Genomic DNA, 11,851 nt, shown 5'->3' with positions numbered 1-11,851 from the left:
GTGATGGACGCGCGGGCTAGAGGCTGGTGGCGATGTATTTTGCCTCCAGGAATTCCAGCACGCCATGGGTTCCTCCCTCGCGGCCGAGGCCCGACTGCTTGGTGCCGCCGAACGGTGCCGCCGGATCGGAGACAAGGCCGCGATTGAGCCCGACCATGCCGGTCTCGATCCGCCGCGACACCCGCAGGCCGCGCGCGAGATCGCGGGTGAAGACATAGGCGGCGAGGCCATATTCGGTGGCGTTGGCGCGGGTTATCGCCTCCTCCTCGGTCTCGAAGCGGCTGATCGCCGCCACCGGGCCGAAAATCTCCTCGCCCCCCATGGCGGCGTCGTCGGGCACGTCCACCAGCACGGTGGGCGGGTAGAAGAAGCCGTGTCCGGCCGGGCGCGTGCCACCGCAGAGCAGGCGCGCCCCGCGCCCCAGCGCGTCGTCCACCAGCCGCTCGATCTTGTCGACCGCCTTCGCGGTGATCATCGGCCCGCACTCGGTGGTCGCCTCCGGCCCGGGGCCCACCCGCAAGGCCGCCATGCGCGCGGTCAGTTCGGCCGCGAAGCGCTCATAGAGCCCGGCCTGCACATAGATGCGGTTGGCGGCGGTGCAGGCCTCCCCCGCATTGCGCATCTTGGCCAGCATCGCGCCTTCCAGCGCCACGTCCAGATCGGCATCGTCGAACACGATGAGCGGCGCGTTGCCGCCCAGTTCCATCGAGCAGCCGATCACGTTCTTCGCCGCTTCCGCCAGCAGCGCGCGCCCGATCGGCGTCGAGCCGGTGAAGGAGAGCTTGCGCACGCGCGGGTCCGCCAGCATCGCCGCCGTCACCGGGCCGGGCGTCGAGGTGGTGAGAACGTTGACCACGCCGGGCGGCACGCCCGCCTCCTCATAGAGCGCGGCGAGCGCATAGGCGGTGAGCGGCGTCTCGCTGGCCGGCTTCAGCACCACCGTGCAGCCCGCCGCCAGCGCCGGGGCGATCTTGCGCGTCGCCATGGCGGCGGGGAAGTTCCACGGGGTGATCAGCACGCAGATGCCGACCGGCTCGTAATCGACGATGATGTGGTTGCCGCCCGCCGGCGAGAGCGCGAAATCGCCGGAAATCCGCACCGCCTCCTCGGCGTTCCAGCGGAAGAACTCGGCGGCATAGGCGACCTCGCCGCGCGCATCGCGCAGCGCCTTGCCGTTTTCCAGCGAGATGAGGCGGGCAAGATCCTCCGACCGCGCGCTCATCAGCTCGAAACAGCGGCGCAGGATTTCCGAGCGACGGCGCGGTGGTGTCGCGCGCCATCCGGGGGCGGCGGCGGCGGCGGCCTCCACCGCGGCGGCGGCCTCCGGCGCGCCGGCATCGGGAACCTGCGCAAGGCGCTCGCCGGTGGAAGGATCGATCACCGCGATGGCGGGCCGGCCGGTCGGCCACAGCCATTGCCCGCCAATATAGAGGCCGCGCGCGCCGGCGGCCGGATCGATGGCCGGGGCGGCCGTGAGGGGGGAAGGCGTTGCGACGTTCATGAGCGTCAATCCTGTGCGAGGACGAGGGCCGGGGCGGTGGCATCGCCGCGATAGGCGGCGTCGAGCAGGCGGGCCATGTCCGCCGGGCCGACCGGGCGCGGGTTGTTCTTGATCAGGCGTTCGATGCCCAGCGCCTGTTCGGCGGTCCAGGCCAGCTTGTCGGCCGGCAGCCCGAGTTCGGCCAGCGTGGCGGGAATGCCGATGGCGGCGAGCAGGCGCGTCACTTCCTCAATGGCGGCATCCGCCAGCGCCGCCACCGAGCGGCCGTGCCCGGGAAGGCCGAGCGCGAGGGCGATCTCCGCCATCTCGTCCCGCGCGAAATCGCGATTGTAGCGCATCACATAGGGCAGCAGGGTCGCGACGCCGAGCCCGTGCGCGGTATGGGTCAGGGCGCCGACCGGATACTGGATGGCGTGTGCCGCCGCCGTTCCCGCCGTGCCGAAGGCGCAGCCGGCCGCCAGCGCGGCCATCATCACGTCCGCCCGCGCCTCCTCGTCGGAGCCGTCGCGCCAGGCGCGCTCCAGGCTGCGGCCCAGAAGCCGGATGGCGAGCAGCGCGAAATGGTCGGTCAGCGCGCTCTTGCCGATGAAGACATGGGTCTGCGCCAGTTCCGCCGAAGGCGGCCGCCGGCCGGCCGTGAAGGCTTCGATGGCGTGGGTCAGCGCGTCGGCGCCGGCTATGGCGGTGAGCGAGGGCGGGCAGGTCAGCGTCAGGTCGGGATCGCAGATCGCCGCTTTCGGAATGAGATGCGGGCTGGAAATGCCCACTTTCAGCGTGCGGTCGGGATCGGAAATCACCGCGACCGGCGTCGCCTCCGAGCCGGTGCCCGCCGTGGTCGGCACGGCGATGATCGGCAGCACCGGGCCGGGAACCTTGAACTCCCCATAATAGTCCGGCAGCCGGCCGCCATGGCTGAGCAGCAGCGCGGCGCATTTGGCCATGTCGAGGCAGCTGCCGCCGCCAATGCCGATGACCAGGTCCGGCGCGAAGGGCCGGGCCTCCTGCGCGCAGTCCGCCGCGCTGTCGCGCGGCACGTCCGGCAGCACGCGGTCATGCACCATCACCGCAAGGCCGGCGGCGCGCAGCCCGTCGAGCATGTCGCCGAACACGACCGAGGCGGACAGGCGTTCGTCGGTGCACAGCAGGACGCGCGAGCCGAGGCGGCGCGCCACGGCGGGCAGGGCGTGGCGCTGGCCCTTGCCGAAGAGGATTTCGGTCGGCAACCGGATCGCGGAATAGGCTGTCACGGTGTTTCATCCGATTGATTGGGCTGCATTTTTCAGCCTGATGAGGATGTTCTGCACGAAATCGTATAGGATATCGTATTGAATGCGGCAGAGGATCGTGCTAGCTGTCGATCATTGTCAAGGGGCAAAACCGTGCGCAGTCCGAAACCTCTCGCCGCCTCCCAGATCGCCGCCGAACCGCACGGTGGCTCGCAGGCCATCCACCGTGCCGCCGGCCTCGCCGAGGAGGTCTACGAGGCGATCTTCGCGCGGCTGATGGCGCTGAAGATCCCGCCCGGCGCGCGCATCACGGTCGACAATCTGGTGCGCGAACTGGCCGTGTCGCAGACGCCGATCCGCGAGGCGCTGGGCCGGCTGGAGGGCGAGGGGCTGGTGGTCAAGACCCATCTGGTCGGCTACAGCGCCGCGCCGCAGATCACCCGCCGCCGTTTTGAGGAATTGTACGATCTGCGCCTGCTGCTGGAGCCGGAAATGGCCGGCCGCGCCGCCGCCACCATGACGGATGTCGCGCTGGCGGAGCTGACCGCCGCCGCCGGCGTCATGTCGCGCAATGGCGGGACGGACGAGCGCGCGCGCTATTCGCAGTTCGCCCGGCAGGACGCCGTGTTCCACGACCAGATCCTGGAAGTCGCGGGCAATGAGCTGATCCGCGAGACGCTGGTCCACCAGCACACCCACTTCCACATCTTCCGCCTGATGTTCCACGCCCGCGTCACCGAGGAGGCGCTGGACGAGCACGCGGCGATCCTCGCCGCCTTCGCCGCGCGCGATCCCGCGGCGGCGGAGCAGGCGATGCGGGTGCATGTGGAGCGCTCGCGCGACCGTCTTCTTCCGGCGTTCGACCTATGAACGCCGCGCCCGTCTCCCAGCCGGTCTCCCCAATGGGGGCGGGCCCCGGCAGCGTGCCGGTGCTGCGCGCCGAGCGGCTCGCCAAGGCGTTTGGCGGAGTGTCGGTGCTGTCGGACATTTCGCTCGACATCCGGCCGGGCGAGATCCACGCGGTCATCGGCGAGAACGGCGCCGGCAAGTCGACGCTGATGCGCCTGCTCTCGGGCTATCTCCGCCCGAGCGAGGGCGCGCTGTGGATGGATGGCGCACCGATCGCCTTCCAGGGACCGGCCGACGCGCAGGCGGCCGGCATCGCGCTGGTGCATCAGGAAATCCTGCTCGCCGAAGCGCTGAGCGTCACCGAGAACATCTTCATCGGCCGCGAGCTCGGCGGTTTCGGCCGGCTGGACGAGCGGGCCATGCGCGAGGCCGCGGCCGCGCAGCTCGCGGAGGTCGGCTGCAAGGTCTCGCCGCGCGCGCGGGTGGGCGACATTTCGCTCGCCAACCGCCAGCTGGTGCAGATCGCCAAGGCGCTACTCGGCACGCATCGGGTGGTGATCTTCGACGAGCCGACCGCCGTGCTCACCCATGACGAGGTCGATCCGCTCCTCGACATCATCGTGAAGCTGAAGCAGCGCGGCGTCGCCATTCTCTATATCAGCCACCGGCTGGACGAGGTGGAGCGGCTGGCCGACCGCGTCACGGTGCTGCGCGACGGGCGCATGGTCGGCACCTATGACGCCGAAGGCCTGACCCCTCACCGCATGGCCAGCCTGATGGTCGGGCGCGAATTCGCCAGCCTCTATCCCGCGCGGGTGGCGCGCGATATTGCCGGGCCCGTGCTGGAGATCGCGCACGCCCAGGTTCCCGGCTTCGTGCACGACGTCTCGCTCACCCTGCACAAGGGCGAGATTCTCGGTCTTGCCGGGATGATCGGTGCCGGCCGGACGGAGCTGTTCGAGGGGCTGCTGGGCCTCCGGCCGGCAAGCTTCGGCGCGGTGCGGCTATATGGCAAGCCGGCGCATTTCGCCTCGCCCGCGCAGGCGGCGGCCGCCGGGATCGGCTACCTGACCGAGGACCGCAAGGGCAAGGGGCTGCTGCTGGGCGAACGCCTCGCGCCCAATCTCACCCTCGCCGCGCTCGACCGCGTGCACCCCCTGGCCGGGCTGGACCTTGCCCGCGAGGGTCAGCTGCTGGAGCGCGCGGTGGCGAGCTACGACATCCGCCTGCGCAGCCGCGACGCGCGGGCCGGCCAGCTCTCCGGCGGCAACCAGCAGAAGCTGCTGCTGGCCAAGGTGATGCTCAACGAGCCCTCGATCCTCGTCATCGACGAGCCGACGCGCGGCATCGACATCGCCAACAAGAGCCAGATCTACGCCTTCATCCAGTCCCTGGTGCGGGAGGGCCGCTCCTGCATCGTGATCTCCTCGGAGATGCAGGAACTGATCGGCCTGTGCGACCGCATCCTCGTGATGCGCTCGGGCCGGATCAACGGCGAACTCTCCGGCGACGCCATGACGGAAAGCAATGTCGCGCTCCACGCCACCAGCAGCAGCGCGGCCCATGAAAAAACCTCAGGGAGAAACGCACATGGCTGACCTTGCCGCCGCGCCGCCGCGCGCCGAGCCGGGCTGGTCGATCGGCTGGGGCGATGCCGGCCCCTTCCTGGCGCTCGCGGCGCTCATAGCGATCGGCTTCCTCGTCAATCCCGACTTCCTGTCGGCCAACAACATCGCCAATGTCGTCACCCGCAGCGCGTTCATCGCCATCATCGCGATCGGCGCCACTTTCGTCATTTCCTCCGGCGGGCTCGACCTGTCGGTCGGCTCGATGGCGGCCTTCATCACCGGCGTGATGATCCTGTTCATGAACTGGGTGGCGCCGAGCGTGGGCACGGCGGCGATCCCGCTGGGCATGGCGGTGGCGCTCGTCACCGGCATCGCCTGCGGGCTGATGAACGGCGCCATCGTCACGCTCGGGCGCATCGAACCCTTCATCGCCACGCTCGGCACGATGGGCATTTTCCGCGCGCTGATCACCTACATGTCCGACGGCGGCACCGTCGCCATCGATCGCAGCCTGCGCGATGCCTACCGCCCGGTTTATTTCGGCGACGTCCTGGGCGTGCCGATCCCGATCCTGGTGTCGCTCGCGGTGGCGCTGGTCGCTGCCTATGTGCTCTACCGCACGCGCTATGGACGGCGCTGCGTGGCGGTGGGCGCCAATGAGGACGTGGCGCGCTATTCCGGTATTTCCGTGGCCCGCGTGCGGACGATGGCCTTCGTCATCCAGGGCGCCTGCGTCGCCATCGCGGCCATCTGCTACGTGCCACGGCTCGGGGCGGCGACGCCGACCACCGGGCTGCTGTGGGAGCTTCAGGTCATCACCGCCGTGGTCATTGGCGGCACCGCGCTGCGCGGCGGCCGTGGCCGCATCTGGGGCACGGTGGCGGGGGCGGTGATCCTCGAGTTCATCGCCAACCTCATGGTCCTTTCCGACTTCGTCTCCGAATATCTCGTCGCCGCGGTGCAGGGCGTGATCATCATCATCGCCATGCTGATCCAGCGCATGTCGAAGAGGTAGCCGGAGCGTCAACCGGCACGCGCGAGGCAGCCGCGACGCGCCGGGCATCAATCAAGACTGCCGCACCAACAGGAGGAAACCATGCTCAGGAAGACCCTGATCGCGTCCGGCGTGACGGCCGCGCTGCTCGCCGCCGGCCCGGCCCTGGCCGCCGAGAAGAAGATTATCGCCGTCTCCATTCCCGCCGCCGACCATGGCTGGACCGCCGGCGTCGTCTACCACGCCAACGCGGCGGCCAAGGAGATCAACAAGGCCTTCCCCGATATCGAGGTCATCGTGAAGACCTCGCCTTCGGCCAGCGCGCAGGTCAGCGCGATCGAGGATCTGTCGGCGACCCGCAAGCTCGACGCGCTGGTGATCCTGCCGCACTCGTCCGAGGAGCTGACCACGCCGGTGAAGGCGATCAAGGACAAGGGCAGCTTCATCACCGTGGTCGATCGCGGCCTCAATGACCCGAAGATCCAGGACCTCTATGTCGCCGGCGACAATATCGCAGTCGGCTTCAACACGGCGAAGTTCCTGGTGGAGAAGATGGGCGGCAAGGGCAACCTCGTCGTGCTGCGCGGCATTCCGACCGTGATCGATGACGAGCGCATCAAGGGCTTCCAGGACGGGATCAAGGGTTCCGACCTCAAGATCCTCGACATCCAGTATGCCAACTGGAACAGCGACGAAGCCTTCAAGCTGATGCAGGACTATCTCGCCAAATACCCGCAGATCGACGCGGTATGGGCCAATGACGACGACATGCTGCTGGGCGTGCTGGAGGCGATCAAGCAGTCCGGCCGCAAGGAGATCAAGTTCGCGCTTGGCGGCAACGGCATGAAGGAGATCATCGCGAAGGTGATGGCGGGCGACGCGGTGACGCCGGTCGAGACCCCCTATCCGCCCTCGATGATCAAGACCGCCATCTACCTGACCGCCGCGCATTTCGCCGGCCACGCCCCGGTGCGCGGCTCGTTCAAGCTCGACGCGCCGCTGATCACCAAGGCGAACGCCGCCGAATACTATTTCCCGGACTCGCCGTTCTGAGCGCTTGCGCTACGATCGGGCCACCGGGCCAATCACACCGAGAATAATCGAACGGGAGGATACGACCATGCCAGGCAAGAAGATCCTGATGCTCACCGGCGAGTTCACCGAGGAATACGAGATCTTCGTGTTCCAGCAGGGAATGGAGGCCGTGGGCCACACCGTCCATGTGATCTGCCCGGACAAGAAGGCCGGCGAGATCATCAAGACCTCGCTGCATGATTTCGAGGGCGGGCAGACCTACACGGAAAAGCCGGGCCACGACTTCGTCATCAACAAGACCTTCTCCGAGGTGGATCTGGAGGAATATGACGCGGTCTATTGCGCGGGTGGGCGCGGGCCGGAATATATCCGCACCGACACGCGCATCCAGGCGATGGTCCGCCACTTCCACGAGACCGGCAAGCCGATCTTCACCATCTGCCACGGCGTGCAGATCCTCATCGCGGTGGATGGCGTGGTGACGGGCAAGCGGGTCGGGGCGCTCGGCGCCTGCGAGCCGGAAGTGCGGCTGGCCGGCGGCACCTATGTCGACCTGTCGCCCACCGATGCTTTGGTCGACGGCAACATGGTGTCGGCCAAGGGCTGGACCGCGCTGGCGGCTTTCATGCGCGAATGCCTGAAGGTGCTGGGCACGGAAATCCGTCATTCCGAGCCCGCGCCGGCCAGCGCCACGCGCGCAGCCTGACGCGCCGCGCCTGCACGCCTCGCGGAACCGGCCGGCGCCCGACCGGCGCGGCCCGGTTCCGCGAAATGCCTGCCGGTTGGGACCGTGGATCAGAAGCCGCTCTTGACGCGAAGATGCGTGTGCTCGTGCGCGGCGCCCTGGTTGTGCACGTGGTGGGACGTGTCCTCGGCGACCGGAATGAGGCTCAGCGCGCCGTGCATGACGCCGCGCTCCAGGAACAGCCCTTCCGCATAGGAGGAGACGTCGACCACCCGGCCGCGCATCACGGTCACGTCGATCGAGGTGCTGTGGTCGAGCGGGATGGACAGCGCCGCCACGGTCTGGTCGTGCCGGTCGAGCCGCCCCTGCGGCACGCGGGCGGCGAGATTGCGCACCGACTGGTCGACGGTGCAGCTGATCACACCGAAACAATGCGCCTGCGTCGGCCCGCTCGCCCGGGCCGACAGTCCCCGCCGCACCAGATCGCGGATCGCCTCGGACAGGCTGGCCGCGCCGGTGGCCGCGATATAGGCATCGAGCTCGGCGGCCAGATCGTCGTCGAAGGCGATGGTGGTCCGCTGCATGGCAACCTCCCTCGAAGGTGCGGGGAGGCTAGGTCGTCGCCCTCGCTTGCGCAAGAAAGTTCAGGCGCCGCGCGTGCCCTGCTCCTCGCGAAACGTACCGGCCTTGCCCAAGTTCACGGGCGGCGCGGACGCTTTCCTCCCGGCTTGCCCTCGCCACCCGGCTTGCCTTCGCGGTCCGGTTTGCCTTCGCGGCCCGGCTTGCCCGCAAACGTGTCCGGCCGGTCCCGCTTGGGCTCGCGCGCCATTTCATGCGCGGGCTTCTCGCGGGCGGGCTTTGCGTAAGCGGGCTTGTCATAGGCCGGTTTGTCATAGGCCGGTTTGCCGAAGGGCGGCTTGTCCCGCGGCGGCTTGTCATATCCAGGCTTGTCGTAACCCGGCTTGCCGTGATGGGGCTTGTCCTTGAGCGGCTGGTCGTCAAGAAGCCTGTCCCGGAAGGGCTTGTCGCGCAGCGGCTTGGCGTGCGGCGCCCTGTCCTGCGGTGCCCTGTCCAGAGGAGGGCCGTCATAACGGGGGCGTTCCGGCGCAGCCCTTTCAGGCGCAGCCCTTTCAGATGAAGGCCTTTCAGATGACGGCCTGGCGCGCATCGGCTTCGCCCGGCCGGGGCGCTCGGAGCGCTCCGCCGAGGGGGCGCCGGGCATCGGCTCGATGATGACGTCCGTGCCATCCGCCTTCTTCGCCGTCTTGCCGAAGCGGTCGGCGGCGGCGAGGCTGACCTCGAAGGCGGTTTCCTCGTCGAAGATGCGGATGATGCCGATTTCCTTGCGCGTCACGTTTCCGCGCCGGCAGATCAGCGGCAGCAGCCATTTCGGATCGGCATTGTTGCGGCGGCCGATATTGAGGCGGAACCACGCGCCGCCGGCGCTGCCCGACGGGCCGCCGAACTCGCGGTCGGCGATGCGGTCGCGCGCGGCGCGCGGCTCGCCGGGATCGGCCACCTCCTCGGGCGCCGGCAGGCCGGCGCGGTAGAGCCGCACCAGCGCGGCGGCCAGATGCTCGGGCGAGTGGGCGGCGAGCAGCGTGCGCGCGGCGCTGGCATCCTCCTCGCTCGGCTCCTCGGTCAGCATCGGGTCGTGCAGCATCCGCTCATGGTCGAGCTTGCGGATGTCCTCGGCGGTCGGGGGGCCAGACCAGGCCGGGGTGATGCCGAGCCCACGCATCAGTTCCTCGGTGCGGCGGCGCCGGAACGGGGGCACCAGCAGCACGCTCACGCCCTTGCGCCCGGCGCGGCCGGTGCGGCCGCTGCGGTGCTGCAGGCTTTCGGCGTCGTTGGGCAGGTCGGCATGGATGACGAGGCCGAGATTGGGCAGGTCGATGCCGCGTGCCGCCACGTCGGTGGCGACGCAGACCCGCGCACGGCCGTCGCGCAGCGCCTGCAGCGCGTGGTTGCGCTCGTTCTGGCTCAGTTCGCCCGAGAGCGCGACCGCGGAGAACTGACGCTCCTGCAGCATGGCATGCAGGCGCCGCACCGCCTCGCGGGTGTTGCAGAACACGATCGCGCTGGGCGTGTCATAGGAGCGCAGCACGTTGACGACCGCATGATCCAGCTCGGTCGGGGCGATGCGGATGGTGCGGTATTCGATATCGGCGTGGCCGCCTTCCGCGCTCGCCACCTCGATGCGCAGCGCATCGCGCTGGTAGCGCCGGGCCAGCGCGGTGATGCCGCGCGGCATGGTGGCGGAGAACAGCAGGCTGCGCCGCTCCGGCGGCGTGGCGTCGAGGATGAATTCGAGATCCTCGCGAAAGCCGAGGTCGAGCATCTCGTCGGCTTCGTCGAGCACGGCGACGCGCAGGGCCGAGATATCGAGCCGGCCGCGTTCCAGATGGTCGCGCAGGCGGCCGGGCGTGCCGACCACGATATGGGCGCCCTGGTTGAGCAGGCGCTGCTCCTGCCGCGGATCCATGCCGCCGACGCAGGAGACGATGCGCGCGCCGGTGGCGGCGTAGAGCCAGGCGAATTCGCGCTGCACCTGCAGCGCCAGTTCCCGCGTCGGAGCCACCACCAGCGCCATCGGCACGGTGGCGGGCGGCAGGCGCTCCTCGGTGCCCAGCAGCGTCTCGGCCATGGCGAGGCCATAGGCGACGGTCTTGCCGGAGCCGGTCTGCGCCGAGACCAGCAGGTCGCGGCCCGTCGCTTCCGGGGCCAGCACGGCGAGCTGCACCGGCGTCGGGTTGTGATAGTCGCGCTCGGCCAGGGCGCGGGCGAGAGCCGGGTTGGTGGTCATGAAGGGCAAGGCTGGTTCCGCCTATCTCGCAATGTCGTCAGGCGTCGAAGGGGAGCCATCGGAAGGGGGTTGGTACATCCCTTTTAATCGAGCCTGTGTCCAGACGCCACGCCTCCCGCGCATGAGGGGCCAGCGCGCGCCGCCGGGCAGGGCACGGCCTCGGCCTCAGGGCCGGAACAGGGCCGCGTGGTGCGGCGGCGGGCTGCGCAGGGCCACCGCCTGATCGAGAATCCAGGAGCGGACCATCTGCACGCGCGCGTCTTCCAGCCGCGTTTCATGGATGAGCAGGTAATACTCGCCCGCGCTGGCGATCTCGCTCGAATAGGGAATGCACAGGCCGCGCGCGCCCTCTTCGTGCACCAGCAGGATATCGGGCACCAGCGCGATGCCGCGCCCCTGCCGCGCCGCGTCGAGCGCCATGAAGAAATGGCCGAATTGCAGGTGCGGGTCGCCCTCCGCCTCAAAGCGCACGCCATTGGCCCGCAGCCAGTCCGGCCAGGCATAGCGCCGCGTGGTGGTGTGGAGGAGCGGATAGGCGGCGAGATCGGCGGCGCAATGCACCGGGCCGGCCAGCAGGTCCGGCGCGCAGACCGGCACCAGCCGGTCGGGAAACAGTTCGTCGGCATGCACGCCGTCCCAGCGCGTCACCATGGGCAGCTCGATGCGCGGCTGCGTGCGGTCATAGCGCCGGCCCGGCAGCCGGCCGACCCGGATGGCGATATCGGCGTCATGGGCCAGCAGGTCCGCCGCCTCGATCGAGGAGACGATGCGCGCCTCGATTTCCGGGTGGCGCGCCACCAATTGGTGCAGCCGCGGCATCAGCCACACCGTGGCGATGGTCGGCAGCGCGGTGATGGTGACGGCCGGATCGCTGCGCCGGCGCGCCAGCCGCAACGAAGCCCGTTCCAGCTCGTCGAACACGCCTTCCACCACGCGGTAGAACTGCTCGCCCTCGGGAGTCAGCTCGATGCGCCGGGTATGACGCACGAACAGGTCCTGGCCGAGATCGGTCTCCAGCTCCTTCACCTGCCGGCTGACCGCCCCCTGCGTGAGATGCAGTTCGGCGGCGGCCCGGGTGAAGGAGAGGTGCCGCGCCGCCGCTTCGAACCCCTTCAGGGCATTCAAGGGCGGCAATCGCCTCTTTCGCATTCAGACCCTCCGTCATGCATGATTCTAGCTCATGCATG

10 protein-coding genes and 1 pseudogene are annotated in these 11,851 nt (G+C 69.3%); 6 read left to right on the top strand and 5 right to left on the bottom strand.

Features of this window, described 5'->3' with window-relative positions; translation table 11 throughout:
• Positions 1–16: 16 nt before the first annotated feature.
• Positions 17–1,501: an NAD-dependent succinate-semialdehyde dehydrogenase gene (locus QOZ99_RS17000; RefSeq protein ID WP_306891195.1), complete on the bottom strand. Its 1,485-nt coding sequence runs from the start codon at positions 1,499–1,501 to the stop codon at positions 17–19.
• Positions 1,502–1,506: 5 nt separating this feature from the next.
• Complete coding sequence (locus QOZ99_RS16995) at positions 1,507–2,748, bottom strand: iron-containing alcohol dehydrogenase (RefSeq protein WP_306891194.1); 1,242 nt, start codon at positions 2,746–2,748, stop codon at positions 1,507–1,509.
• Between the two features lie 198 nt (positions 2,749–2,946).
• Here QOZ99_RS16995 and QOZ99_RS16990 point away from each other — a divergent pair, with 198 nt between their 5' ends.
• The 6 genes and pseudogenes from QOZ99_RS16990 to QOZ99_RS16970 all read left to right on the top strand — a co-directional run bounded on the left by QOZ99_RS16990 (position 2,947) and on the right by QOZ99_RS16970 (position 7,879).
• On the top strand, positions 2,947–3,597 hold the full coding sequence (locus QOZ99_RS16990; protein WP_306891238.1) for a GntR family transcriptional regulator: 651 nt from the start codon (positions 2,947–2,949) through the stop codon (positions 3,595–3,597).
• A 119-nt stretch (positions 3,598–3,716) separates the two neighbouring features.
• Positions 3,717–4,142, top strand: a pseudogene (locus tag QOZ99_RS22370) (ATP-binding cassette domain-containing protein); the annotation flags it as partial.
• A gap of 156 nt (positions 4,143–4,298) precedes the next feature.
• Positions 4,299–5,174: an ATP-binding cassette domain-containing protein gene (locus tag QOZ99_RS22365; protein ID WP_442320113.1), complete on the top strand. Its 876-nt coding sequence runs from the start codon at positions 4,299–4,301 to the stop codon at positions 5,172–5,174.
• On the top strand, positions 5,167–6,159 hold the full coding sequence (locus tag QOZ99_RS16980) for an ABC transporter permease (protein WP_306891192.1): 993 nt from the start codon (positions 5,167–5,169) through the stop codon (positions 6,157–6,159). Before QOZ99_RS22365 ends, QOZ99_RS16980 begins: the two co-directional genes overlap by 8 nt.
• Positions 6,160–6,240: 81 nt before the next feature.
• Positions 6,241–7,191 (top strand): substrate-binding domain-containing protein, encoded by a 951-nt coding sequence (locus QOZ99_RS16975; RefSeq protein ID WP_306891191.1) that lies wholly within the window; start codon positions 6,241–6,243, stop codon positions 7,189–7,191.
• A 67-nt stretch (positions 7,192–7,258) separates the two neighbouring features.
• Positions 7,259–7,879, top strand: a complete 621-nt coding sequence (locus tag QOZ99_RS16970) for a DJ-1/PfpI family protein (protein ID WP_306891190.1) — start codon at positions 7,259–7,261, stop codon at positions 7,877–7,879.
• A gap of 89 nt (positions 7,880–7,968) precedes the next feature.
• Here QOZ99_RS16970 and nikR read toward each other — a convergent pair whose 3' ends face one another.
• The 3 genes from nikR to QOZ99_RS16955 form a co-directional block, all read right to left on the bottom strand.
• Positions 7,969–8,442, bottom strand: a complete 474-nt coding sequence (gene nikR, locus QOZ99_RS16965) for a nickel-responsive transcriptional regulator NikR (protein WP_306891189.1) — start codon at positions 8,440–8,442, stop codon at positions 7,969–7,971.
• Between the two features lie 113 nt (positions 8,443–8,555).
• Positions 8,556–10,673 carry a DEAD/DEAH box helicase gene (locus QOZ99_RS16960; RefSeq protein ID WP_306891188.1) on the bottom strand — a complete coding sequence of 706 codons (2,118 nt, stop codon included), beginning with the start codon at positions 10,671–10,673 and terminating at the stop codon, positions 8,556–8,558.
• Between the two features lie 156 nt (positions 10,674–10,829).
• The gene (locus QOZ99_RS16955) at positions 10,830–11,789 is read right to left on the bottom strand and encodes a LysR substrate-binding domain-containing protein (protein WP_306891187.1); all 960 of its coding nucleotides are present in this window, start codon (positions 11,787–11,789) and stop codon (positions 10,830–10,832) included.
• Positions 11,790–11,851: the final 62 nt, after the last annotated feature.

Source organism: Ancylobacter amanitiformis, from assembly GCF_030814815.1.
Classification (GTDB): Bacteria; Pseudomonadota; Alphaproteobacteria; order Rhizobiales; family Xanthobacteraceae; genus Ancylobacter; species Ancylobacter amanitiformis.
The sequence above is the reverse complement of the archived record's forward strand: the minus strand, read 5'-3'. Positions and strand labels throughout refer to the sequence as shown.

What these genes read in the sequence shown, in the direction of transcription:
- QOZ99_RS17000 (WP_306891195.1), bottom strand. Translation starts at nt 1,501, where the DNA reads ATGAACGTCGCAACGCCTTCCCCCCTCACGGCCGCCCCGGCCATCGAT.
- QOZ99_RS22365 (WP_442320113.1), top strand. Translation starts at nt 4,299, where the DNA reads ATGGTCGGCACCTATGACGCCGAAGGCCTGACCCCTCACCGCATGGCC.
- QOZ99_RS16980 (WP_306891192.1), top strand. Translation starts at nt 5,167, where the DNA reads ATGGCTGACCTTGCCGCCGCGCCGCCGCGCGCCGAGCCGGGCTGGTCG.
- QOZ99_RS16975 (WP_306891191.1), top strand. Translation starts at nt 6,241, where the DNA reads ATGCTCAGGAAGACCCTGATCGCGTCCGGCGTGACGGCCGCGCTGCTC.
- QOZ99_RS16970 (WP_306891190.1), top strand. Translation starts at nt 7,259, where the DNA reads ATGCCAGGCAAGAAGATCCTGATGCTCACCGGCGAGTTCACCGAGGAA.
- nikR (WP_306891189.1), bottom strand. Translation starts at nt 8,442, where the DNA reads ATGCAGCGGACCACCATCGCCTTCGACGACGATCTGGCCGCCGAGCTC.